This window comes from Paenibacillus sp. FSL P2-0136, from assembly GCF_037975325.1.
GTDB lineage: Bacteria > Bacillota > Bacilli > Paenibacillales > Paenibacillaceae > Paenibacillus_AQ > Paenibacillus_AQ silagei.
This window is the reverse complement of record NZ_CP150244.1, coordinates 419,875-443,680: the sequence shown is the minus strand read 5'-3', so window position 1 is coordinate 443,680 and position 23,806 is coordinate 419,875. Positions and strand designations below refer to the sequence as shown.

General features: G+C 53.9%; 23 protein-coding genes. 2 read left to right on the top strand and 21 right to left on the bottom strand.

Annotation, left to right across the window (positions count from 1 at the left end; genetic code table 11):
• Positions 1–79: 79 nt before the first annotated feature.
• From NYE26_RS01855 to NYE26_RS01810, 10 genes are all read right to left on the bottom strand, one after another.
• A complete protein-coding gene (locus NYE26_RS01855; RefSeq protein WP_339253465.1) occupies positions 80–730 on the bottom strand; it encodes an amino acid ABC transporter permease in 651 nt (216 codons plus the stop codon).
• Positions 731–772: 42 nt separating this feature from the next.
• Positions 773–1,423, bottom strand: a complete 651-nt coding sequence (locus NYE26_RS01850; protein ID WP_143803770.1) for an amino acid ABC transporter permease — start codon at positions 1,421–1,423, stop codon at positions 773–775.
• A 185-nt stretch (positions 1,424–1,608) separates the two neighbouring features.
• Positions 1,609–2,463, bottom strand: coding sequence for a glutamate ABC transporter substrate-binding protein (locus NYE26_RS01845; RefSeq protein ID WP_036730906.1), 855 nt, complete (start codon positions 2,461–2,463; stop codon positions 1,609–1,611).
• Between the two features lie 33 nt (positions 2,464–2,496).
• Positions 2,497–3,225, bottom strand: a complete 729-nt coding sequence (locus NYE26_RS01840) for an amino acid ABC transporter ATP-binding protein (RefSeq protein ID WP_036693252.1) — start codon at positions 3,223–3,225, stop codon at positions 2,497–2,499.
• Positions 3,226–3,558: 333 nt separating this feature from the next.
• Entirely contained in the window at positions 3,559–4,548 is a 990-nt protein-coding gene (locus NYE26_RS01835; protein WP_036730908.1) for an inorganic phosphate transporter, read from the bottom strand.
• Between the two features lie 12 nt (positions 4,549–4,560).
• On the bottom strand, positions 4,561–5,178 hold the full coding sequence (locus NYE26_RS01830; RefSeq protein WP_036730910.1) for a DUF47 family protein: 618 nt from the start codon (positions 5,176–5,178) through the stop codon (positions 4,561–4,563).
• A gap of 204 nt (positions 5,179–5,382) precedes the next feature.
• Positions 5,383–6,492, bottom strand: a complete 1,110-nt coding sequence (locus NYE26_RS01825) for a DUF3048 domain-containing protein (RefSeq protein WP_339253462.1) — start codon at positions 6,490–6,492, stop codon at positions 5,383–5,385.
• Between the two features lie 169 nt (positions 6,493–6,661).
• A complete protein-coding gene (locus NYE26_RS01820; RefSeq protein ID WP_036730914.1) occupies positions 6,662–7,438 on the bottom strand; it encodes a class III extradiol ring-cleavage dioxygenase in 777 nt (258 codons plus the stop codon).
• Positions 7,439–7,521: 83 nt separating this feature from the next.
• Positions 7,522–8,352 carry an alpha/beta fold hydrolase gene (locus tag NYE26_RS01815; RefSeq protein ID WP_036730916.1) on the bottom strand — a complete coding sequence of 277 codons (831 nt, stop codon included), beginning with the start codon at positions 8,350–8,352 and terminating at the stop codon, positions 7,522–7,524.
• A 204-nt stretch (positions 8,353–8,556) separates the two neighbouring features.
• Complete coding sequence (locus NYE26_RS01810; RefSeq protein WP_036730918.1) at positions 8,557–8,757, bottom strand: hypothetical protein; 201 nt, start codon at positions 8,755–8,757, stop codon at positions 8,557–8,559.
• 185 nt (positions 8,758–8,942) lie between these two features.
• Between NYE26_RS01810 and NYE26_RS01805 the strand changes: the two genes are divergently transcribed.
• Both NYE26_RS01805 and NYE26_RS01800 read left to right on the top strand, forming a co-directional pair.
• Positions 8,943–9,605, top strand: a complete 663-nt coding sequence (locus NYE26_RS01805) for a DUF1129 family protein (RefSeq protein WP_339253459.1) — start codon at positions 8,943–8,945, stop codon at positions 9,603–9,605.
• A gap of 41 nt (positions 9,606–9,646) precedes the next feature.
• Positions 9,647–10,585 (top strand): hypothetical protein, encoded by a 939-nt coding sequence (locus NYE26_RS01800; protein WP_339253458.1) that lies wholly within the window; start codon positions 9,647–9,649, stop codon positions 10,583–10,585.
• Between the two features lie 9 nt (positions 10,586–10,594).
• Here NYE26_RS01800 and NYE26_RS01795 read toward each other — a convergent pair whose 3' ends face one another.
• The 11 genes from NYE26_RS01795 to purM form a co-directional block, all read right to left on the bottom strand.
• Positions 10,595–11,017, bottom strand: coding sequence for a hypothetical protein (locus NYE26_RS01795; protein ID WP_339253456.1), 423 nt, complete (start codon positions 11,015–11,017; stop codon positions 10,595–10,597).
• Between the two features lie 73 nt (positions 11,018–11,090).
• Positions 11,091–12,353: a threonine ammonia-lyase IlvA gene (gene ilvA, locus NYE26_RS01790; RefSeq protein ID WP_036693275.1), complete on the bottom strand. Its 1,263-nt coding sequence runs from the start codon at positions 12,351–12,353 to the stop codon at positions 11,091–11,093.
• A 446-nt stretch (positions 12,354–12,799) separates the two neighbouring features.
• The gene (locus tag NYE26_RS01785) at positions 12,800–14,884 is read right to left on the bottom strand and encodes a methyl-accepting chemotaxis protein (protein ID WP_339253454.1); all 2,085 of its coding nucleotides are present in this window, start codon (positions 14,882–14,884) and stop codon (positions 12,800–12,802) included.
• Between the two features lie 311 nt (positions 14,885–15,195).
• Positions 15,196–15,687: a PadR family transcriptional regulator gene (locus NYE26_RS01780; RefSeq protein WP_339257286.1), complete on the bottom strand. Its 492-nt coding sequence runs from the start codon at positions 15,685–15,687 to the stop codon at positions 15,196–15,198.
• A 45-nt stretch (positions 15,688–15,732) separates the two neighbouring features.
• On the bottom strand, positions 15,733–16,575 hold the full coding sequence (locus NYE26_RS01775) for an NmrA family NAD(P)-binding protein (RefSeq protein ID WP_339253452.1): 843 nt from the start codon (positions 16,573–16,575) through the stop codon (positions 15,733–15,735).
• A gap of 56 nt (positions 16,576–16,631) precedes the next feature.
• Positions 16,632–17,123, bottom strand: a complete 492-nt coding sequence (locus NYE26_RS01770) for a hypothetical protein (RefSeq protein WP_339253450.1) — start codon at positions 17,121–17,123, stop codon at positions 16,632–16,634.
• Between the two features lie 9 nt (positions 17,124–17,132).
• On the bottom strand, positions 17,133–18,455 hold the full coding sequence (locus NYE26_RS01765; RefSeq protein ID WP_339253448.1) for an SEC-C metal-binding domain-containing protein: 1,323 nt from the start codon (positions 18,453–18,455) through the stop codon (positions 17,133–17,135).
• A gap of 228 nt (positions 18,456–18,683) precedes the next feature.
• Entirely contained in the window at positions 18,684–19,949 is a 1,266-nt protein-coding gene (purD, locus tag NYE26_RS01760; RefSeq protein ID WP_339253446.1) for a phosphoribosylamine--glycine ligase, read from the bottom strand.
• Positions 19,950–19,972: 23 nt separating this feature from the next.
• Entirely contained in the window at positions 19,973–21,520 is a 1,548-nt protein-coding gene (purH, locus tag NYE26_RS01755) for a bifunctional phosphoribosylaminoimidazolecarboxamide formyltransferase/IMP cyclohydrolase (RefSeq protein WP_076080180.1), read from the bottom strand.
• 601 nt (positions 21,521–22,121) lie between these two features.
• A complete protein-coding gene (purN, locus tag NYE26_RS01750) occupies positions 22,122–22,736 on the bottom strand; it encodes a phosphoribosylglycinamide formyltransferase (RefSeq protein WP_036730933.1) in 615 nt (204 codons plus the stop codon).
• Positions 22,736–23,776: a phosphoribosylformylglycinamidine cyclo-ligase gene (gene purM, locus NYE26_RS01745; protein WP_339253443.1), complete on the bottom strand. Its 1,041-nt coding sequence runs from the start codon at positions 23,774–23,776 to the stop codon at positions 22,736–22,738. Before purM ends, purN begins: the two co-directional genes overlap by 1 nt.
• Positions 23,777–23,806: the final 30 nt, after the last annotated feature.

Sequence of the window (23,806 nt, the reverse complement as noted above, 5' to 3'; positions counted from 1 at the left end):
CTCCTGCCTAGAGAGGTTGACAACTATAGTATCATAGCCGAACTGGATTGAATATGGCTTAATCCTCATTCCACTCCGGTTATACCGCTCTGTGCTCAAGCCTTCTGGACAGCAGCGACAGCAGGTAATTGACGACAAAATAAATCAGGGCAACCAGCGCCAGCGTAGGGATGGCATAGCTGTAGCTGTGGCCGATGACAATGTTGGCATTATGCATCAGCTCCGGCAGGGAAATCACAACAGCGAGCGAGGTATCCTTCAGCAGGGAGATGAACTGGCTGACCAGTGGCGGAACCATCCGCCGCAGCCCCTGGGGAAGCACGATATGCCACAAGGTCTGTACACTGCTGAGACCGGAGGAACGCGCCGCCTCAATCTGCCCCTTGTCAATCGACATTAAGCCGCCGCGGACAATCTCGGCAATCATCGCCGCCTCGAAGATGGTTAATGCTGCAATGGCCGCAGTAATCAGTCCGAGCTTGATTCCGACCTCCGGCAAGGCGAAGCGGATGAAGAAGATGATCAGCAGCAGCGGCAGATTACGGATCAGCTCCACCAGGTAGAACATGACCGGAGACAGCACCGGTACCTCCGAATAGCGGATGACGCCAATAATACAGCCGATGATAAAGCTCAGGAAGATCGATACAAAAGCAACGATCAGCGTCACATACAATCCGTCCAGCAGAAACTTCAGATTATCGGCAGAGTATGCCCCTATGAAATCCATAATATCCCTCCTTTAGCTTCAAATGTCCTTTTATGATGCTTCTTAATATTTGCGTTGCAGCCGGCGCTCCCAGATCCGCACGCCGTAGCTGAGCGGAAGCGTAAGCACCAGATAGAATACCGCTACGAAAATGTAGGTGTCGAAGGTACGGTAAGTCTCAGTAGAGATTCCGTCGGCGAAGTACATCAGATCAAGACCGGCCACCAGGGTTAATACTGAGGAGTTCTTAATCAGGTTAATGAACTGGTTACCGAGCGGTGGAATGACCAGCTTGATCGCCTGCGGCAGAATGATATGCAGCATCGTCTGTATGTAGCTGAGACCGGAGGAACGTGCCGCCTCCATCTGTCCCTTGGGCACGGCCATAATTCCGGCACGAATCGCTTCGGCGATGAAGGCCGAGGTATATACGGCGAGTCCAATGGTTCCTGCCTTGAAGCCATCCAGTGTGAAGCCCAGAGCGGAAGGCCCGTAATAGAAAATATACACAACCAGCAGCAGCGGGATGTTGCGGATGAACTCCACATACACCGCGCCGAACCAGCGCAGACCCTTGACTGAAGTCATGCGGAAGACGGCAACGACCGCACCGATCAGGAAGCTGCCGATCAGGGCCAGCACACTGGATAGCAGCGTACCATAGAAGCCTTCCATATACAGTCCGAAGTACCTCGTTAATATTGAGAAATCCATCAATGTTCACCTGCCTTTACCTGTAGATGAGTTCGTTCCTGCCCGGCATGACCGCCGTTTCTACAAACAAGTAGAAACGGCGTTGCCCTCCTTGGAAAAGGCGGTACCGTTTCTACGAGAATTTCGTGTGAAACCCGTTTATGCGTTCTTACCTTGAGGGAAGAAAGCTCTTGCTTGGAACAGGCTTATTTAGCCGGAGCTTTACCAATCCACTTCGTATAGATGGCATCATACTCCCCATTCGCCTTCAGTTCAGCCAGTGTATTATTAATCGCCTTAACTAAATCCGCGTTGCCTTTCTGGACCGCAATGCCGTAAGGCTCATCGGTAAACGGCTTCCCTACCACCTCGAAGCCGGGGTCCTGGGAGGCCATTCCGTACAGAATTGCATCATCGGTAGTGAGCGCATCACCCTGTCCCGCCTTAAGCGCACTGAAGGCATCCTGGTAGTTATCGAATTCAAGCACAGTTACGCCCGGCACCTTCTCTTTGATATTCTTGATCGAGGTTGCCCCCTTGGAGCCGAGGATCTTCGTATCCTTCGTAACGCTCTCAAGGCCTGTAATCGGGCTGCCCTTCTTCACCAGCAGGGACTGGCCGGCCTGGAAATAGACGTCAGAGAAATCGACTTCCTTCTTGCGGTCCTCCGTAATGGTCATGGTAGCCACCACCATATCGATCTCGCCGTTATTCAGCATCGGGATTCGTGTCTTGGAGGTGACCTCCTTCAGCTCGATGGCATTCTCGTCACCGAGAATTTTCTTAGCGATGGCCTTGGAGATATCGATGTCGAAGCCTTCCACATTGCCGGAGGCTGGGTCCTTCAGGCCGAACAGGCGGGTATCGAACTTCACGCCGACGAGCAGCTTGCCGCGCTCCTTGATCTTGGCAATGGCCGCAGAGTCAGCGGCTGCTCCTCCGGCAGCGTTACCGCCTGCCGCATTGTCGTTCTTGCCCTTGTTGTTGCCGCACCCGGCAATGACCAGCATGGCCGCAATCATCAGCACACTTAACACCTTGAAGCTCTTGGACATTTTCATTTCGTTTCCTCCCCGGATTCCTATATATTTAGTTTAGTGGCTTAATACACGGCTGAGAAAAGTACGCGTCCGCTCTTCCTTCGGGCTGGCGAAGAAGGCTTCCGGCTCCGCCTCTTCCACGATCTGCCCCTGATCCATGAAGATGACCCGGTCCGCCACCTCGCGGGCGAAGCCCATCTCATGGGTCACAACGACCATCGTCATGCCCTCGCGGGCCAGGGCGCGCATGACATCCAGCACCTCTCCGACCATCTCCGGGTCCAACGCCGAGGTCGGCTCGTCGAACAGCATAATCTTCGGCTTCATCGCCAGCCCCCGGGCAATCGCCACCCGCTGCTGCTGTCCGCCGGATAGCTGGGAAGGATAGGACTCTGCCTTGTCGGCAATGCCGACCTTCTCCAGATAATACATTGCGGTCTTCTCCGCTTCCGCTTTGCTTAAGCCCAGCACCTTGACCGGGGCCAGCGTGATATTATCTATGACTTTTTTGTGCGGGTACAGGTTGAAGTGCTGGAAGACCATTCCGATCTCTTTGCGCAGGGTATTGATATCTGTCTTGCGTTCGTTTACAGTTATACCGTCCACGGTTAATCCGCCGCTCGTGATCGTCTCCAGACGGTTAATGCAACGCAGCATCGTGCTCTTGCCGGAGCCGGAAGGACCGACTACAACAACGACTTCCCCTTCCTGAACATGCAGATCAATGCCCTTCAGTACATGGAATTGTCCGTAATGTTTGTCTACCTGATGAAAGTCGATCAATGGCTAGGCCTCCTTTGTCTAATCGGGTGTTTGTCAGCAATGGTAACACTTAAAACAAACCTTACTTCAGAGACTACCAAATCCTACATAATACTACGCAAAATTCATTTCTCATATGTTATTTTCTTTTATTCATGTGATGTATTTCATTTTCTTTTTATGCCTATTAACATTTTTTATCAGTTTCGTGTAGCCTTTTGTGACATTCCTCTCTTGAAAAATCAAATAACCTCCGCTTAGGCCGAGGTTTAGCGCTGAACGCAAAAAAAGATGTCCTAAAGCCATCCATGGCTTCTGTGACATCTTGTCCAGGCAATCTATTCTGTTCCAGCCCTAGAAGAAGAGCTTGAAGATCACTCCCGCCAGCAAGGCGCTGATCGGAATCGTAATGAACCAGGTAACCACGATCCGTCCGGCCACTCCCCATTTGACAGCGGAGAAGCGCTTGGCTGAACCTACACCCAGAATCGATGAGGTAATCGCGTGGGTTGTACTTACCGGCAGATGCAGCAGCGTAGCCGTGAAAATAACAGAGGCCGCCGAAATATCCGCTGCGAAGCCGTTGATCGGCTCGATTTTGAAAATCTTCGTGCCCATCGTCTTAATAATCTTCCAGCCGCCGATCGACGTTCCGAGTGCCATGGATGTAGCCGCTGCAATCTTAACCCAGAGCGGAACCTCCATCGTATCCAGCCGTCCCGAGGTGACGAGGGCAAAGGTAATGATCCCCATCGCCTTCTGCGCGTCATTCGTACCATGGGTGAAGGATTGCAGTGCGGCCGTCACGATCTGCATCGAACGGAAGCCCTTGTTGACCGTATGCGGACTCTTCTTCGCGAAGATCCACTTCAGAATCGTCATCACAATATACCCGATTACAAAAGCGATCAGCGGGGAGAAAATCAGCCCTTCTACGATCTCAATGAACCCGCTCCATTTGATATGCTCTGTACCTGCCCCGACATAGACCGCCCCGGCTAACGCACCGATAAGCGCATGGGAGGAGGACGAAGGAATACCCAGCCACCAGGTCACAAGATTCCAGATAATTGCCGCAATGAGCGTCGCTGTGACAATGTCTATCCCGTTGTCCAGCAGGGTCGGATCGGTAATGCTGCCCCCGATCTTCTTCGCCACGCCGGTGAACATCAAGGCGCCGATAAAGTTCATCGAAGCGGCCAGCATGATGGCTGTACGCGGCTTCAGCGCACGGGTTGAGACAGAGGTAGCAATCGCATTGGCGGTATCATGGAAGCCGTTGATGAAGTCGAACGCCAGCGCAAGAAAGATAACAAAAGCTAGTACATATATAGATGTATCCATATTTGAGGCCCCTTATGAGTTACGCATGATGATCGATTCCAGCATGTTGGCTACGTCTTCACATTTATCCGTGGTGGTCTCGAGCCGCTCATACAATTCTTTGCGCTTAATCAGCTCAATCGGGTCCTTCACAGTCTCGAACAGGGCCTTGGTGCAGATACGCAGGACTTCGTCGCCCTGGTTCTCCAGATCATTCAGACGGATGGTGTATTCGCGGATCGCCAGCAGCTTCTTCTGGGAGAGCAAATGAACCGCCTTCTGGATCTCGTATGCACTCTGGCGGAGAATCTCTGCGAACTGGACAATATACTCATCCGCATCCAGCAGGTTATACATATAGAAACGCGAGGCAGAAGCCTCCAGACCATCAATGACATCGTCCATGCTTGTAATCAGATCCATGATGTCGTCCCGCTCCAGCGGCGTAATGAACGTCTTGTTCAATTCCTTGATGACAGTGTGTGTGTAGGTATCGCACTGGGATTCGTATTTCTTCATCTCCCCGGCGAAGTTCTCCACATTGCCCTGGAGAGTCGAGATATTCTGAGCGAAATAATCCGCCGCCTGAACAATGGTGTCAGCCATGTTTTCCAGCGTCTCAAAGAATATATCCTTTTTTCTGAGCCTCATTAGCTTTATACCCCTTTACATGAAATTGCCGTAAAAAAATGCAGCCATCCAAATGTAAATGCATGAAAATGAATGACAACCCTTGTTATCTTATCATATCGACAGAAGGGATAGAAGACAAAAAAACGAACTTTTTTACACTATAATAACAATTCCCTGCAACTTACGAAAATAATCATCCGAACATTCAATCTCCAGCCGGAATTAGGGGGATGCAGGCGCCTGCGCGTATTCGAGATGACTGCTGAACGAAGGACTGTTCGGAACGATCAGAATATGGGTAATCCCCGGGAACATCAGCGCCTCCTTGCCGTCCTTCTTCACGAACCGGATGACGTCTCCGGGGCTGCGCGACCACTTGCCGTTCATCGCTACGCCGCGCTGTAACAACACCGCTTCTCCCCCCAGCTCCGTATCCACCTGCAGCCGGCCGACATCGTCCAGCACCTTATGGTCCGAACCCATCACGATGATGTTTGCCGCTTCCACCGGACGGTTATTATTCAGATCGAGATGCGGCTTGCCGTTCACCCAGCGGGCGTATGTGCGCTGCTCTGCGTTATAATGGTACCCGACATTGTAGCTCTTCAGCAGGAAGTTCACACCCAGCGCAAGCGCCGGGGTGCCCTCCACAGGAATGTACTCCGGATCATGGAAAAGAAAACCCGGTACCTTCACGCTCTCCGCATAGCCCAGCTTCACTGCCCCCTCCCGCAGCTTGGCGGCATTGCTGTACAGGTTATGCGGGGCCTTGCGTTCCTTGTCCCGCCAGAAGTAGGCCCCCGCGCGGCCGATTTCGTCCATATCCGCCTTCTTCTGCCGTTGCAGAATGGCATAGGCATCCGGACTGCCTCCGGCATGCACCGTTATGCCGCCATAGCTCTCGCCGATATCCAGCAGGTAAGGGCGGATACTGCGGATCGGCCCAATCTTCACCACCCCGGCATGACTCTGAAAGATACCGATCAGCCGGGTAATTCCGCCTTCGGCCAGCACCTCGTACAGAATATCCGCCTCGCTGATCCCGGACTGCGGGCGGGCCGCCGGGGCATTATTGATCATGACCGCGAGCGGCCGGGGCAGGCTCTCCTCCTCAACCGGCAGGCCTGTTAAGCCGGAGACCGCTATTGCCGGGGCTGGCGTTGCTGTCGGCGAAGGCTGCGGAACTTCGGTCGGCTGCGGCTGCGCCGTAGGCGCTACCACCCGCACGGGCTCAGGCGTTGCCTGCTCTTCCCCACAGGCAGAGAGCAGCACGGCGGCAAGGACCAGAGCAGATACAGGACGGGATACATAACGGTTCATCGATATAGACACGTTGTTCCTCCTAATCGTAAGTTACAGCTTGCTTCTCTCGATTCTCTTCTATGAAACTCGCTTCCTTTATTTAATCATAGCTGGCAGAGTTTGTCTTGAGTCAAGTGGAAACGGCAGCACAAAAAGAGTACAGCCCTTATAGCAGCTGTACCCTCTATTCATTCCTATATTAATCAAACATCCAGCAGTTCAGGCTGAGCGTACCGTATTGGTAGGCCTGAATCATTAACTGTGCCGCTCTGCCTTCATCGGCTGCACCCATTACGTAGAAGAGCGGGATGAAATGTTCCTTGCCGTAGGTTGGTACGGCCTCCCTCACATGCGGAGCTTGCTTCTCATACGCATACAGGGAGGGAAGATCCCAGGCCGCAAGCCGCTCTGCAATCCACCCGTCGAAGTCAAGCGCCCATTGCTCCGGTTGATCCTTCTGCTTCAGCAGCCTGAGGTTATGCACCAGACCGCCGCTGCCGATCAGGAGGACACCTTCCTCACGCAGCGGAGCAAGCATCCGTCCGATGTTGTACTGCTCCTCAGGCGAGCGGAGCGAATCCACGGATAAGGCCACGACCGGAATATCCGCCTGCGGGAACATGGTCCTCAGGATGACCCAGGCACCATGATCCAGCCCACGGCCCAGCACGGGCTGATGGGGCAGATTACTATCCTTGAACAGTTCCGAAATACGGCGGCTGAGTGCGGGATCACCTGGAGCAGGATAACTCAGCTGATACATCTCTTCCGGGAACCCGTAGAAATCATGCTGCGTTTCATGCTGTGCGTCCACTGTGATCAGCTGCTCGGGACTGTCCCAATGAGCTGAGAAGATCACAATGCCCCGGGGCTTCCCCAGATCCGAACCCAGCCGCTGCAAGAAACGCGTATAGTCGTTATCCTCAAGTACCAGCAGCGGGGAGCCATGCGCAATGAAAAAGGCCGGTAATTTCATAGGGTAAGAGCCTCCATTTCCGGTATGGTCTTCCCCTTTATTTTACAGCTAATTCCCAGCCATTGCGAGTGCCGTTACCGCTCCTATATCATCCAGTTCTGCCATTCCTCCTGCAGATGCTCCTGCTGGTTCATCCAATCCCGGGTACGCTTCAGCACCTGCTCCTGCGCCGGACCCGAAGAGAAGGTATGATCGCCCTGGAAAATAATCTCCTTGTCGCACCGTCCTTCCGGCCGGGTCCAGAACAGCTTCTGGTAGAGGAACGCATAATCTACAGGAATCACATCATCGGAGGTTCCGTGGATGACCAGCACATCGCCGCTGAACTTCCCGGCTTCCTGGAACGGCTGGAAGGCAGCCAGGGAATTGAAGTATACCGGAGTGAACGAATAGCCGGCGTAATCTGCTGAACCGCTCTTCACCGACCGGTCGAAGGCATCCCTGCCGACAATCTTGACGATATCATTGAAGGGATAACCGACAGCTGACCACAGTACAAGGTTCTTCACCCGCCGGTCACGGACACCTGTCAGCAGCGCCACCGCACCGCCCAGACTGTGTCCGATCAGTGTTACACGCTGCGGGTCCACATCTGCCGAGCTGATGCCGTAATCCAGTACCGCCCGGGTCTGCCCGATCATCGACTCCATATCCTCACTGCCGTAATCACCGCTGCTCTCCCCGCAGCCCGCATAATCGAAGCGGATTACCATATAGCCATCCTGCGCCAGCTCACGGGCTGCCTTGACGAAGATCCGGTCGACACCGATCCGGCTGCCTACGAAGCCATGGCAGATCACTGCAAGCGGCACCCGGTTCTTGCACCGTCCTGTCCCTGCCCGGTCTGCGGCCGGATAATGTATGCTCGCTGTCAGTTCCTCTCCGTTATGCCGGATGATGATATTCCGTTCCATTGCGGCGTCCTCCCCTAAATGGCTGATTTATTTTAAATTATAATAATTCCGATTAACTTAGTATGATTAATATCTCTATTATAATATCTGTGCTAATTTGTTGTCAATACGCATGAAGCCCGCAGCTTACGTCAGCCCTACCGGAGAAAAGGCCCCTTCCACTCCCGCAGGAGCAAAAGAGGCCCATACCCGCTTAGGCATCACTCAGTCATAGCTGTCGTGAAACATGTCGTGTGTCTCCTGCCGGCCTTCCCAATCCCCGAGCCCGTTCTCCTGGCCCTGCCCCGCAGCATCCCATAGGCTGAAGCCGTCAGAATTGCCCCAGTCCCCCACATCATTAGTCGGTACAGGCGCGGTGCCGTCGTTCACAGCCTTGCCGGGTTCCTGCTTGTTTTCCTGTTCCATAACGCTCCCTGCCTTCCCTCTAGCTATAGTTGGTGAAGCCACCACCTCTTCAGTGTTTACTCTTCCAAAAGGATTATTCAGACCTTCGTGAACGAACGTTGTCCTTGCACACGGCTGGTGCACAAACGTATACTCTAGGTTGAAGGTATCCTGATCACTCAATGCTGGAGGTATAGGTCCACACTATGAAAGTCAAAGCTATGATTAAGCAGAACAATCTGCTGCGGGAGCAGATGACGCCGTCTAACCGCTCTTATTACGAAGATATGATTCTGGCGATGCGCGCCAGTTCAGTAGATGCTGTACGTGCAGAGGAGCTGCTGCTGGAGGCGGCTGAGCTGCTGCTGAAGGGACAAGCCAAGGGCAAGAATGCCAAGCAGATTTTTGGCGAGAAGCCCGGTGATTATTTCAAGGACGTGATGGACAGTGTCCCGCCGCGCACACCGCGCAGCCGGCTGAAGAACTCTATGATGATCTCCTGGTCCGCTCTGACCCTGCTGTTCGGGACGATGGGCATTGCCGGCCTGATTACACAGTGGAGCGGCGGTCCGCACGAACTCTTCGGCCAGCTCAGCCTGTTCACGCTGATCGTCGTCGGCGCAGGCTCCATCCTGCTGGTTGAGCTGATTATGAAATGGATGACCTCCCTGTCGGAGGATGACAGTCCGAAGCCCAAGACCTTCGACATTAAGGCCCTGGGCATCTACATCGGAATTGCTGTGATTGCGGTATTCGCCGGCATATTCCTCGATAATCTGTTCCCGGTGATTCCGGTCTCGCCCTGGGTCAGTCTGGCGCTGGCCGCTGCCGGAGGGCTGGGGCTGAAATTCATATTCTTCCCATCTTAGAGGCTGTAACCCACATCCATTCCACACAGGAGGAGACTCGAATGAAAAAGCATGCCGTTCTATCCGCCGCAATCGCCCTGCTCATAGGGCTTCAGGCAGGCGCAGCCGTCCCGGCCGGTGCCGAAGGCAGCGGAAGCAGCCGGACAGGCACTTCCGGTGCAGCTGCAAGCGCTAAGACTGCCAGCCATGCAGAAGCGGTCTATAAGGGCGCGCTGCCGCTGCTGTCCAGCGGTAACCTGCCGGGTACCATTGCCTATATGAAGACGAAGCTGTATGCAGTCACTCCTTATCAGGCGACTGTACTGACGCTGAAGCTGGAGAACCTGCATAAGGCGCTGCTCCCCTCCTGGGAGAAGAAATTCAGCAGCAGCGAGGTCCAGCGGAACCTCCTCACCGTCTACAGAGGGGGAGTCAGCATGGAGAAGCTGGCTGAGAGTACGGATAACGCCGCCTTGCGCGCCCTGCTACAAAATGCGGGAGAGAGCGGATACAAGCTGGATACCGCCGAGGGCAGTTTTTACCCGGTGATTGATTATGCGGCTTACCGCAAATATAAGCCTTATGTAACGGAGGATATCAGCAGTTATATTTCCATTATGGCGGCTGAATCAGATCTGCCTTCTTCCAAGGATAACGGGCTGATCATTGCTTGGGGCGAGGTAGCCGACCGTGCGCTGACCCAGGAGCAATTCATCCAGGCCTATCCCACATCCAACCGGGTACAGGCCGTCAAGAAGCTGTATAACCAGTATGCTGTGAACACCTTCTACGGCCAGAATAACACCCCGCTCTTCCATTACGATAATCTGGAGATGGATCTGGAGGCGCAGAAGGCCTACACCAGCATCCTGGCCAAGAACAGCAGTACCAGTGCTTTCCTGCAGAAGCTTGACGGCTTCATGAAGCTGATGAAGAGTAACGGCTACCTGCTGGACGATGCGGCGGAGCAGTATCTGAAGACTGAGGTGCCTCAGCCGTAGGCGGTTCAATTAAATACCATACAACAAGTGGAAACGGCTTTGCCGTCTGTTCAGGGACGGCACCCGTTTCAGCGAGAAATAGAAGGATAGGTTATCGTGTGAAACATATAATTTCTTATATTTGAACAAAATCACCCTGCGGGTAAATGAGATTACCTGCGTGCCAGCAAATTGTATGCTGTTTTCCGCATACATTCGAGCCATGCGCCTGCGCACCAGCAAGTGTATGCTGTTTTCCGCATACATTCGAGCCATGCGCCTGCGCGCCAGCAAATGTATGCTGTTTTCCGCATACATTCGAGCCATGCGCCTGCGCGCCAGCAAATGTATGCTGTTTTCCGCATACATTGGGGTCACACGTCTGCATGTGAGCACAATGTATGCTGTTTTTCGCATACATTCGGGCCACACGCCTGCGCGCCACTTATCCACAACTTTCCTAAACAACAAGAAAGCAGCCCCGTCCGCAATCACGCCGGACGGGGCTGCTTCTTATTGGATCAAATCAAATCAGCATACTGAACAGATTAACATCCTTGTTAATCTCCACATAATCGACGCCCTTCTGCTTCATCCGCTCAATCAGCGGGGCGTAGGCATCGGTAGACATCAGTTCAATGCCTACCAGGGCCGGGCCGTTCTCCTTCTCATTCTTCTTCGTGTACTCGAACCGGGTAATATCATCATCCGGTCCGACCACCTCGGTCAGGAACTCGCGCAGGGCACCCGCACGCTGCGGGAAGTTGACCATGAAGTAATGCTTAAGACCCTCATAGATCAGGGAACGCTCCTTGATCTCCTGCATCCGGTCAATATCGTTGTTGCCGCCGCTGACGATGCAGACCACGCTTTTGCCGCGGATCTGATCACGGTACATGTCCAGTGCAGCAATGGGGAGGGAACCGGCAGGCTCCACCACAATGGCATTCTCATTATACAGCTCCAGAATAGTGGTACACGCCTTGCCCTCCGGCACCTTCACCACATCATCCAGAAGCTTCGAGCAGATATCGAAGGTCAGACCGCCGACACGCTTCACCGCCGCGCCGTCCACGAACTTGTTGATCTCCTTCAGGGTGATTACCTCACCGCTCTGCATGGCCTCACTCATCGAAGCCGCGCCGCTGGGCTCCACACCAATAACCTTGGTTGCCGGACTCACCGTCTTGATATAGGTGGCTACACCGGCTGCCAGCCCGCCGCCGCCGATGGTGACGAACACGAAGTCCGCTGGCTTGTCCAGATTCTCCATCACCTCCATGGCAATGGTTCCGTTGCCGGCAATAATACGCGGCTCATCGAACGGGTGAATCAGGGTCATGCTATAGTCAATGCAAGCCTGCAGCGCTTCATCATAAGCATCATCGAAGGTATCCCCCTTCAGAATCACCTCAACGAATTCGCCGCCGAAGCGCCGGACCTGCTTAATCTTCTGATTAGGAGTAGTGCTCGGCATGAATATCTTGCCTTTGATGCCTAGTGCCTTGCAGGAATAAGCCACGCCCTGGGCATGATTTCCCGCGCTGGCGCAGACGATGCCCTTGGCTCTGTCTTCGTCAGACAGACTGCGGATCATATTATAGGCTCCCCGGATTTTGAAGGAGCGTACAATCTGCAGATCCTCACGTTTCAAATACACATTACAGCCGTATTTGGCCGACAATACCGCATCCAGCTGGAGCGGCGTACGGACGATAACCTCCCGCAGCACATGGTGTGCGCGTACAATATCTTCCATTCCTACGATCCGGTTTTCGCCTTCTCTCATGTTTTCCCCGCCTCACTGTCTCTTTCTTATCGTTTCGCTTCTTGTAACATACTCTTCCAAGGACTTTTTTTCAACCCTTGTCCTCTCCACACAATATAGCATCCACTGAGAGTGGAATCACACTCTATATGATGCATGTCAGCGCCTCCATCCGCACACCCACTCTATCTCATTAACTACATCAAGCTGCACAATAGACAGATTACCTAGCCGAAGGAGTCACGCTGGAGTTGAGTAGACTTGCGGTGTAAGCCTGCGGCTGCACAGCCTAGTTACTGCGCATTCAATGGGATTTTTTCCCTTAAGTTGCTCACACAGCCCACTTCTGGCGCAATCAATGGGATTTTTCCCTTCCCTTCCCTTCCCTTCCCTTCCCTTCCCCCCCCATTCATCCCACAAACACAAAACGGCCCTGTCATCCATCGGCAGGACCGCCTACACTACTTCTATACCTTAAACCTCGACACCGCACTCAGCAGCTGCGCCGAGCTGAGCTTGATCTCCTCCATCTCCGCTACGATGCTGCGGGACCGCTCGATGATCTGCTCCGCTCCGGCAGCAATGGCTCCCGCTCCTTCTGCCCCCTCATTCGTCGCACTACCCGTCTCGCTGATTGCAGTAAGCATGCTCTGGATGGAAGCCAGCAGCTCTTCCGAGGTGGCGCTGAAGTCCGTCACCAGCTCCTCGATATACCTGGCATCCTCACTGTACCGCTCTCCGGTCTCCTGCATGGCATCGTAGTCCGTCTTCACCTGGCTGTCCATGAAGCCAAGCATACTCTCCGCAGCCTCCACCAGATTGGACACCGCCTGGACTACCGCCCCTGTCACTCCCTGGATCTCAGTCACCGTCTCACGCGAGTTGTCGGCCAGCTTACGGATCTCCTCTGCCACTACAGCGAACCCCCGGCCCGCTTCCCCGACCCTTGCCGCCTCAATGGAAGCATTCAGCGATAACAGGTTGGTCTGGGCAGCGATCTCTAGAATGGCGCCCGTAAGCGCGCTGATCTGCGAGATTGATCCCGACTGTTCGATGGCCGTGCGCAGCTTCTCTTCGCTAAGCCCGTACACGGTATCCGCCTGTGTGCGGGATTCCCAGGCTCTCTCCTTCAGCCGCTCCGCCCGTACGTTAATTTCTCCGGCGGCTTCCGCCCCCTCCTGAGCTTTGCGGGCAATCCCGTGGATCGCCGCCTCGATCTGGGTCGTGCTGGCATTCATCTCCTCCATCGAGGCGGCGGTCTGCTGCAAGCCTGCCGACAGCTCCTCCGTAACCCCCGAGATATCGGTGATGCTGCCGTCCAGCACGAATACGTTCTGCTCTGTATTCCCTACCGCGCCCGAGATACTCTGCGAGCTGTGCAGGATCTCTTGAATCAGTAGCTGCTGCGACGCGATCATATCGTTGAAGCCCTCAGCCAGCACCCCGATCTCGCCTCCTGCGGTTACCCTTGCCCTTACCGACAGGTCCCCCGCCTTCGCCTGCCCGAACGCAGCCGTGAGGAGCGGAAACTGCTTCAGGATACTGCCCGAGACCAGATACAGCAGGACAGACAGCACCGCAATCGAAACCATAATGGAGAGGAAGAAAATCAGCTCGAAGCGCTTCAGCTCAAGCTCCGCATGCTTCTGTGGTACGATCAGCGCGACTGACCACTGGTTAGCCACAGCCGGTGAATAGGATACATAGCTGGGCTCGCCGTCTATGTCCGCCCGGATGACATTTGAGCCCCACTGCAGCATTTTATCGCCGACAGTCTTCCACGATTCGCCCAGATCAGCCATCTTCTTCAGCAGAATATGATCCGGATTGGGATGGTAGATGAAGGTTCCCGTCTCATCAATCAGCACGGCATAGCCGCTGCCTTTATAATTAAAAGCGCCCAGCGCAGCTGTAATCTGCTCAATCGAAATATCTGCACTCGCCACGCCGATCAGCTTGCCTGAATCATCAAGCAGCGGTGTGCTGACACTGACGACCATTTTGCCTGACCCGGCATCAATATAAGGATTGGTAATCGTTACACGCTTGTTCGCAGCCGCAGCGGAATACCAGCTTCGCTCCTTCAGCACGTAGTCTGCCGGAGGCTCGAATTCATCCTGGGTAATCACCTTGTTCACCGCATCCATACCTATGTATACATTGAGCAAATTCTTATTGTTGTTCTTGATCAGGTTCAGCGTCTGGATCAGCTCCGTGTACCCGTCCGTAGTCTTCAGCGTCTGAGCATCCTTCACCCTCAGAATGAAGTCACGGAGGTAGGCGTTGGCATTGAGCAGTGCCACACTGTCTACAGCAGGCTGCAGCAGGTCATTGACCTGCACCCCGATCGCCCCTTTCTCATACGTCAGCGAGCTCTTCAGCCCGTCCACGATAAGCTGCTTGGCATTGCTGTAGATCACTACAGACACCGTCATGAAAATAACCACCACAGACAGAATCACTGACAAAAACAGCTTGCCGCGAATCCCCATATTACGGAGTGAGCCGATAAGCCCCCTCTCCCTAACCTTCTTACTCTTTCCCAGTGCCATAGACCCTCCCACCTTCCATGTATAAAGACCCGGGGCTATCCCGGATCTTCTCTGTCTTTTCGACTTATTTCTGCAAAAAATCCCTTTATCCCTGTACCGTTTTCCCATAGGCTGTGAAATAAGTGTGACCATGTAAGGTATTTTCTCATAATTATCGAGTTAAGCCTCTTATTTACCCCTATCACCGCTTATTCATGTCAGGTTATTTACACAAAAAAATACTCCCTTGTATCTGCTGTATTCAGCAAACAAAAGGGAGCAGGATCTCTATAACCAATTTTCCAATTCATCTTATCCGGCAATCTGCTGCACTACTGTTCCAGCAGCTCTTGAAACCACTTCAGGTTCAATTCATGGTGCGCTCTGACATTATTCATCATCGATTTTGCCGTATCGTAGATCTTGTCTTGCTTGGCCTCCAGCGCATGGTCGATCTCAGCAATCTTACGCCGTGTCTGCTCCATCTGTATGGCTACAGCCGCCTTGAATTCCTCTGGATCATACTGGTGGGCGAACAGCGTCGTCATATAAAAAGCTAACGTAATATCGTCTGTCTGCAGCGAGTACTTGGCCATCAGCGCTTTGAAATGCTCGTCGCCCTGCGGTGTAATTTCATAGATGTATTGCTCGGGATAGTTGTTCACGCTAACGACCTCTACCAGCCGGACCAAGCCTTCGCCCGATAACTTCTGGAGGTTGTAATACAGCGATCCCTTCGTCATATGAACAAGATACCTGTAATCCCGCTCCTTGAAGACACTGAGCAATTCATAAGCGCTGGATTGTCCGCAATCCTTAAGCAGACCCAGTATAAGTAAGGGTATAATAGCGAATTCCTCTTTCTGTATTTATTGAAAATCACCGAGATGCTCCGCGATCCATTCTCGGAACGTATAAGGCTCCCGGCCAAGAATCGTCAGCACCGTGTCCGTCACGGCGAGCTTATGCTTCAGGGTATACTCCCAGTCCTGTACTCTAAGGGTAATGTATTCTTCAGCGATGTACTTGCTCATATAGGAACGGAAGTCCGCGATGGTCTGTTCTTCCAGTTTAAGCGATTGTCCCAGTTGCTTAGAGATCTCTGTCAAAATGTTCCGCTGGCTAAGGATATTCGCACCTGTGAGCGTCAAGACCTGCCCGGAGAATCGGTCAAAATCCGTTACAACCACACTGATAACCCCGGCAATATCTTCTTCATGTACGCTCGCCAGCTTAGCCTCCAAGGCCGGTAACCGGATCGTCCCCTTATTGTATCTAAAAAGGTCTCTCCAGTAAATGGTATTGTGCATGAAGGCCTCGGCCCGGATAAACACATACTGAAAGCCATACGCCTGAATCTGCTCCTCAACCTTCTTATGTTTCATAGCGTTCTCGTTGTAAGCGGCATCCGAGCGGTTGATGGACGCTGAGGATAAGAACACGATGTTGCGGACACCCTTGGCCCGGGCAGCCTGCAGAATCTCCTCAGCATCATCCAGCAGAATCAGGAATAAGGTCTCCACGCCGCGCAGGCTGTCTGACCAGGCGCTGCAATCCTTAATATCCCCGGTGACGATCGTCATGTGATCACTCTGATCGTGCATCAGCTTCTCAGGTGTGCGGGTGAGGGCTTTGAAGTTGACTTCCTTAGACTTGAGGTAATGTACAACCCGGCTTCCAACGGTTCCAGTTGCTCCAGTAATAAATAACATTAGGAGGACCTCTTTTCAGATAGTTTAGTCTAATTAGACTAGAATGGCAAGGGGATTTATACGTAGCCCAATTCCACCGCCAATGTGGTCGGTTTTCCGACTACATTCGCCCATCCATCTGCGCCACTGCCCATTGTGGTCGGTTTTCCGACTACATTCGCCCATCCACCTGCGCCATCGCCCATTGTGGTCGGTTTTCCGACTACATTCGCCCATCCACCTGCGCCATCGCCCATTGTGGTCGGTTTTCCGACTACATTCGCCCGTTCACCTGCACCACTGCCCATTGTGGTCGGTTTTCCGACTGCATTCGCCCATCCACCTGCGCCACTGCCCATTGTGGTCGGTTTTTCGATTACATTCTTCCATCCACCTGCGCCACTGCCCATTGTGGTCGGTTTTCCGACTACATTCGCCCGTTCACCTGCACCACTGCCCATTGTGGTCGGTTTTTCTATTACATTCGGCCTGTGTTCGGTGATATCAGCGAGGTCACTCCTAATCTCCATAAAAAAACACAGCCCCGAAGGACTGTGTCTGGTATTCATCTATAGCGTCTATTGCTTCAGCATCCACTTCAGCAGATCCGGCAGGCTCGCCCACAAGCGCGAATGCATAATTACATATTCAATCGCTTCATTGGGATCACCCATACCGACATAATCCGGAAGATTATGCGGCAGCCGCTTCATACCCAGCAGGTAATCCGGCACATGCTTGTTCACTCCGCGGGCTATGCGGTAGAGCATTTTGAGCTGCGAGGTAATGCCGTTCTTCTTGAACTCCAGTACAATCCGGTCATAGGCAAAAGCCGCCGCCGCATCCTCTTCACCGTAGTTCTTAATGATCCGCTCTGCTTCTTCAAGCTGGTTGCTATACAGATATACAGCAGTCAGGAGATAGCGGGCACCCGTATTATCATCCTTATTAAGCTCCAGAATATGCTCCAGCATCTCTGTTGCTTCCTCCGCCTTACCGCCGAACCAGCAGGATTCCGCGTAGCTCTGGCAGATCCGGATATAAGGGCGGGTCTCATAGAGCCCCCAGAAGAACCCTTTATGCTTCGTAAAATAAGACTCGCCCAGCTCCCGTCTGCCTGCGGCGATTCCCGCCTTCAGCAGCTCACGGGCGTCTTCCTCATTCTCCGTTTCCTCGGCCAGAATAAGGTAGGCTTCCGGGCTGTCAGGATAGAGCTCCAGCGCCTTCTCCGCGAGCTGGACCCGGCGCTTCGCAGAGGTTGCCTCCATGGCTTGGGCCAGAAGGGTCTGCGCCTTCTCCTGCGGAGTTTCCGCTCCGTTCAGCGCCATCAGATCGTCTGCTTCCCCGGTCATGCCGTATTCCTCGACATAGTTATATATTTCTTTAACCTTGCGGGAGATCGTGGCCGTGGTAATCGCGTATTTGTCCGCCAGCTCCGCCTGCGACAGCATGAAGCCGTACTCCTCGGACAGCAGGTATTCGATCGCCGCACAGAATGAGCCTGTCTTCTTCACGGCCGGCTTGGTCTGGCGGGAGAAGCCGTTCCACAGCAGCAGTGCTTCCAGGATCAGCTCACGGTCATACTGGTCTCTCATGTGCTCGATCAGCTCCAGCGCCAGCTGTTCATGGGCCGGATGCTCCCAGTTCAGCTCCTTCGCCACCATCTTCTTCAGCTTGGGCAGCGTAAGCTTGCCCGCAGCAGGGGCGGCACTTACCGTAGCCGGCTGTTCCTCGTGCACGATTACGCCGGGTATGGTTACAGGCGCTTGCGCCGCTGCATCCCCTGCGTTAACCAGCCGCAGCATCGACTGTGCCGCCGCTCTGTCTTTCTCCATGCAGCATTTCTTATATTTGTTCCCGCTTCCACACGGGCATAAGTCATTTCTTCCTACCTTACTCAAAACTAATTCCCCCTTAAATCAGTAACTGTACATCCGCATAAGCATCGCTGTTATTGTACTATTATAGCATTCATAGTGTGGAACATATGAATTCTTCTATTTTAAAAAAGGCCTTTCCTTAGAAAGGAAAGACCCTTTATCTGTATATATCCGCACATTTTCCCCCGTACGAGTTGTATTATAGCACTTCTCCTACAACTTGTCAGTCCTTTTTTTGGGACTTTCTCCTCAGACCAGTGCCTTCATTGCGATATCACTGCGGTTCTGTTTGCCCGCAAACGTAATATTCTCCGCACTGGCATAGGCCGATGTACGTGCTTCGGCAATGGTTGCCCCCAGGCCTACCACCCCAAGCACGCGGCCGCCGGTAGTCACCCAGCCGCCGTCCCCGCTGCGTGCGGTTCCGGCATGGAAGACCAGCGCAGAGCCGCTGTCTTCCAGCCCGCTGATCGGCACACCCTTCGGGTAAGGCCCGGGATATCCCTCCGAGGCCAGCACCACGCAGACTGCCGCCTCTTCGCTCCACTCGATCGGAATATCGGCGAGTCTGCCTTCGGTCACAGCCAGGAAGATCTCCAGCAGATCGCTTCGCAGCCGGGGAAGAACCACCTGTGTCTCAGGGTCCCCAAAGCGGGCATTGAACTCAATCGTCTTCGGTCTGCCGTCCGGCGAGATCATCAGTCCTGCGAACAGCACTCCGCTGAAGGGACGGCCCTCAGCCACCATCGCTCTGGCTGTCGGCTCAATAATCGTCTCGACCGCTTCACGGATGATCGCTTCATCGATATGCGGCAGCGGGGAATACGTCCCCATGCCTCCCGTATTAGGTCCTTTATCGCCGTCGAATACAGGCTTATGGTCCTGGGCCGCAGCCATCGGCCGTACCGTTTCGCCATCCACGAACGCCAGAATCGACATTTCCTGCCCGGCAAGGAACTCTTCAATGACGACCTGTGCCCCTGCTTCCCCGAAAACCTTGTCGACCATGATCTCCTGAAGGGCCTGCTCCGCTTCCTCACGGGAATACGCCACGGTTACCCCTTTGCCTGCGGCCAGGCCGTCCGCCTTGATGACAATCGGCAGTTCTTGGCTCCGCAGATAAGACAAGGCTGTCTCATAATCGCTGAATTTCTCGTAAGCGGCTGTCGGAATGCTGTATTTATGCAGCAGATCCTTCATGAAGGTCTTGCTGCCCTCAATCTCTGCGGCATTCTTCCGCGGGCCGAATACAGGGATATCCTGGGCTTCGAAGGCGTCCACAATGCCTGCAGCGAGCGGATCATCCGGTCCGATGACCACCAGTCCTACCTTCTTCTCCTTGGCAAAAGCGGTCAGCTTATCGAACTCGAAGACGCCGATCGGCACACATTCCGCAAGCTGCGCAATCCCGGCATTGCCGGGGGCGCAGTAGATTTTACCGGCACGGGGACTGCGGGACAAGCTCCAGATGATCGCATGCTCACGTCCGCCGCCGCCGACTACTAAAATATCCATAAGGCTCTGATCCTCCCAGCGTGCTAGTGTTTGAAATGGCGTACGCCGGTGAAGACCATGGCAATGCCGTATTCGTTGGCAACCTTAATCGATTCCTCGTCCTTGATCGAGCCTCCCGGCTGAATAACCGCCGTAATGCCCGCCTTCGCAGCCATTTCCAGTGTATCGCCCATCGGGAAGAAGGCATCTGATGCCAGCACAGCACCCTTCGCTTTCTCGCCTGCTTGTTCAATGGCAATCTTGGCCGCACCGACACGGTTCATCTGTCCTGCACCTACACCGACTGTCATATCGTCAGCCGCCAGCACGATGGCGTTGGACTTCACATGCTTCACAACCTTCCAGCCGAACAACAGCTGCTTCAGCTCTTCTTCGGTAGGCTTGCGGTCGGTTACCACTTGCAATTCCTCAGGATTCACAGAGTGTACATCGCTCTCCTGCACCACCATTCCCCCTTCAACGGAGGTGACCACAAAGCTGCTCTTGCGGGATGCAGCGGTGCTGAGGTTGCCCAGCTTAAGCAGGCGGATATTCTTTTTCTTCGTCAGGATCTCCAGCGCTTCGTCTGTGAAGCCTGGGGCCAAGACGATTTCGAGGAAAATATCCTTCAGCAGATTAGCCGTGTCCGCATCAATAATCCGGTTGGCTGCCACAATTCCGCCGAAAATGGAGGTAGGGTCCGCATTGTACGCTTTTTGATACGCTTCATAGACGCTTGTGCCCACGCCCACACCGCAAGGATTCATATGCTTCACGGCTACAACCGCAGGCTCTTCGAATTCTTTGACAATCTGGAGCGCTGCGTTCGCGTCATTGATATTGTTGTAGGACAGCTCTTTGCCGTGCAGCTGCTCAGCAGCCGTCAGGGTATCCTGCGCCGCCAGCGGCTTGCGGTAGAACGCAGCCTTCTGATGCGGGTTCTCGCCGTAGCGCAGATCCTGGATTTTCTCATAAGTGACCGTGTAGCGCTCCGGCAGCGGTTCACCGGTGACATTCGCCAGATAATCGGCAATCAGGGCATCGTAAGCCGCCGTATGGCGGAAGACTTTGGCCGCAAGACGTTTGCGGGTTGCAAGGGTTGTATCTCCACCGGCGCGTACTTCTTCAAGCACATTCGCATAGTCGGCCGCATCCACCACCACACTGACAAACGCATGGTTCTTCGCCGCAGAACGCAGCATGGTCGGTCCGCCGATATCGATGTTCTCGATAGCCTCTTCATAAGACACATCCGGCTTGGCAATCGTCTCCGCGAACGGATAGAGATTCACCACGACGAGGTCGATGTAATCAAGGCCAAGCTCATTCATCTGACGGGTATGCTCTTCGTTGTCACGAACGGCCAGGAGGCCGCTGTGTACAGCTGGATGCAGGGTTTTGACGCGTCCATCCATGATCTCAGGGAAGCCGGTAACATCAGAGATGCCAATGACCGGAACGCCTTCCTTCGCCAAAAGTGTGCTGGTGCCGCCTGTGGAGATAATTTCTACGCCTAATGCAGACAACTCGCGGCAAAAATCCACGATGCCCTGTTTGTCCGATACGCTGACCAGCGCTCTCTTGATACTCACTTTGAATAGTCCTCCTCTGGATTCACGCTAGATTGTTGGGGTGTAGGTTTTAGTTGGATTTTTGTCATCTAATTTCGGCCGGTAAGCACGTAGCGGGGCAGTAGTTGGAAAATATACACTTAAATAACGCCAGATAAGCTAAATCACTCGATTGGAGTCAGATTAGCTGTACTTTTTCCACTTACGCTCCGCTCACCGCATCTATCAGCCAGATTAGTTGGAGAAAATCCACCTGTTACTGTAGCTTAGCTTATTGGGTTGGGAATACTATAACCTTTAAATTAGAATTACCTTGTAACTGTGGATGATTGCCCGGATGAACACTGGATGATTACAGACACGAATCTTGTAGAATAGGGTGGTAATTCAGGTAATCAGGTGTTCTGGTTGTTTCTGGTGTTTCTGTCCTGCTATATATCCTTTTGTGTTTATGCCAGCAAACCTGTATTTTCGCAATTTCAGGCCAAGCCGCCAGATCTTCCGTCAATTACTGCCACTTGTGAAGTATTTCCCGAGAAATATCAGAATCGGCCGGGTTTGCCAGAAATGTCGGAATTACTCAGTTCTACAGCCGGCACAGGCAGCTATGCAGCAACTTCGCTTAATCGCCAATGGTCGTCATTCTTCCGTTCAATTCTACTTTTCCGGCGGCAAAAGCACTCACTACCTCAGGATACAGCGCGTATTCCACCTGATGGATGCGTGCAGCCAGCGATTCAGCGGTATCTCCAGACTGGACCTCCACGCTGCGCTGGGCGATCACCGGTCCGGTATCCATGCCTCCATCGACAAAATGCACGGTCACACCCGTCAGCTTCACGCCATACTCCAGCGCCTGCCCGATCGCGTCCTTCCCGGCAAACGCCGGCAGCAGCGAAGGATGAATGTTGATGATCCGTCCGGCATACGGTGCGAGCAGAACAGGGGAGATCAGCCGCATGTAGCCGGCCAGCACCACCAGTCCGATGTTCCGGCGCTGCAATTCAGCCACAATCGCGGCCTCATACTGCTCCCGGCCCGCGAAGTCCTTCGGCCGCAGCAGCAGAGCAGGTATGCCTGCCTCCTCTGCCCGCTGTGCTACAGGCGCTTCCGGCTTGTCCGAGACCAGCAGCTCTATGCTGCCGCCGCCCAGCCTGCCCTCCCGCTGTGCCTGGACCAGTGCAGCGAAATTGCTGCCTGTTCCGGAGGCAAAGACAGCGATTCGGCTCCACTCCATCAGACTTCAGCTCCCGTAAAGGTAACGATGCGCTCTCCTTCAGTAACCGTGCCGATCCGGTAAGCCTCTTCCCCGCTCGCCTTAAGCAGCTCCAGCGCACGCTCTCCGTCCGCTTTCGCCACGACCAGCACCAGCCCCACGCCCATATTGAACGTTGTGAACATGTCGCGGTTGCTTACCTGCCCCTTGCTCTGCATCAGGCTGAAGACCGGCTGAATCGGCCAGGAGCCGTAGTTGATTTCTACATTCACATGCTCCGGCAATACGCGCGGAATGTTCTCGATGAACCCGCCGCCGGTAATATGGGCCATACCCTTGACCGGAAGCTGTTCGAGCAGAGCGAGCAGCGGCTTCACGTAGATCCGGGTTGGGGCCAGCAGAACATCCGCCAGCGGCGCTCCCAGCTCCGGCACAACCTCATCCAGGCCGTAACCGTCTTCCTCCAGCAGCAGCTTGCGCACCAGCGAGAAGCCGTTGCTGTGAATCCCGCTCGAAGCCAGACCGATCACTGTGTCTCCTGGAGCAATGTCTGCTCCGGTTACCAGCTTCGCCTTATCGGCCACACCGACGGTGAATCCGGCGATATCATACTCGCCTGCCGCATACATGCCCGGCATCTCGGCGGTCTCGCCGCCGATCAGCGCGCAGCCCGCCTGATGGCAGCCTTCGGCGATCCCGGAGACAATGGCTTCAATCTTCTCCGGCACGACCTTATCGCAGGCCAGATAATCGAGGAAGAACAGCGGCTCAGCGCCCTGTACCACGATGTCATTCACGCACATGGCGACCGCATCGATGCCAATCGTGTCGTGGCGGTCAGCCGCGAACGCGATCTTCAGCTTCGTGCCCACACCGTCTGTTCCCGATACGAGAACCGGCTCTTCGTACTTGTCCTTATTCAGGCCGAACAGGGCGCCGAAGCCGCCCAGCTCCGTCATCACTTCCGGACGGTATGTGCGCTTCACATGCTTCTTCATGCGTTCTACTGCTTCATTGCCAGCCGCAATATCCACTCCGGCTTTTTTGTACGCTTCTGACACTTTTGGACACCTCATTTAAGTTAGTTTAGA

Excerpts from the sequence above, each read along its gene's own strand:
- NYE26_RS01855 (WP_339253465.1), bottom strand. The coding sequence starts at position 730 with ATGGATTTCATAGGGGCATACTCTGCCGATAATCTGAAGTTTCTGCTG.
- NYE26_RS01850 (WP_143803770.1), bottom strand. The coding sequence starts at position 1,423 with ATGGATTTCTCAATATTAACGAGGTACTTCGGACTGTATATGGAAGGC.
- NYE26_RS01845 (WP_036730906.1), bottom strand. The coding sequence starts at position 2,463 with ATGAAAATGTCCAAGAGCTTCAAGGTGTTAAGTGTGCTGATGATTGCG.
- NYE26_RS01835 (WP_036730908.1), bottom strand. The coding sequence starts at position 4,548 with ATGGATACATCTATATATGTACTAGCTTTTGTTATCTTTCTTGCGCTG.
- NYE26_RS01830 (WP_036730910.1), bottom strand. The coding sequence starts at position 5,178 with ATGAGGCTCAGAAAAAAGGATATATTCTTTGAGACGCTGGAAAACATG.
- NYE26_RS01820 (WP_036730914.1), bottom strand. The coding sequence starts at position 7,438 with ATGAAATTACCGGCCTTTTTCATTGCGCATGGCTCCCCGCTGCTGGTA.
- NYE26_RS01815 (WP_036730916.1), bottom strand. The coding sequence starts at position 8,352 with ATGGAACGGAATATCATCATCCGGCATAACGGAGAGGAACTGACAGCG.
- NYE26_RS01810 (WP_036730918.1), bottom strand. The coding sequence starts at position 8,757 with ATGGAACAGGAAAACAAGCAGGAACCCGGCAAGGCTGTGAACGACGGC.
- NYE26_RS01805 (WP_339253459.1), top strand. The coding sequence starts at position 8,943 with ATGAAAGTCAAAGCTATGATTAAGCAGAACAATCTGCTGCGGGAGCAG.
- NYE26_RS01800 (WP_339253458.1), top strand. The coding sequence starts at position 9,647 with ATGAAAAAGCATGCCGTTCTATCCGCCGCAATCGCCCTGCTCATAGGG.
- ilvA (WP_036693275.1), bottom strand. The coding sequence starts at position 12,353 with ATGAGAGAAGGCGAAAACCGGATCGTAGGAATGGAAGATATTGTACGC.
- NYE26_RS01785 (WP_339253454.1), bottom strand. The coding sequence starts at position 14,884 with ATGGCACTGGGAAAGAGTAAGAAGGTTAGGGAGAGGGGGCTTATCGGC.
- NYE26_RS01775 (WP_339253452.1), bottom strand. The coding sequence starts at position 16,575 with ATGTTATTTATTACTGGAGCAACTGGAACCGTTGGAAGCCGGGTTGTA.
- NYE26_RS01770 (WP_339253450.1), bottom strand. The coding sequence starts at position 17,123 with ATGAATACCAGACACAGTCCTTCGGGGCTGTGTTTTTTTATGGAGATT.
- purD (WP_339253446.1), bottom strand. The coding sequence starts at position 19,949 with ATGGATATTTTAGTAGTCGGCGGCGGCGGACGTGAGCATGCGATCATC.
- purN (WP_036730933.1), bottom strand. The coding sequence starts at position 22,736 with ATGGAGTGGAGCCGAATCGCTGTCTTTGCCTCCGGAACAGGCAGCAAT.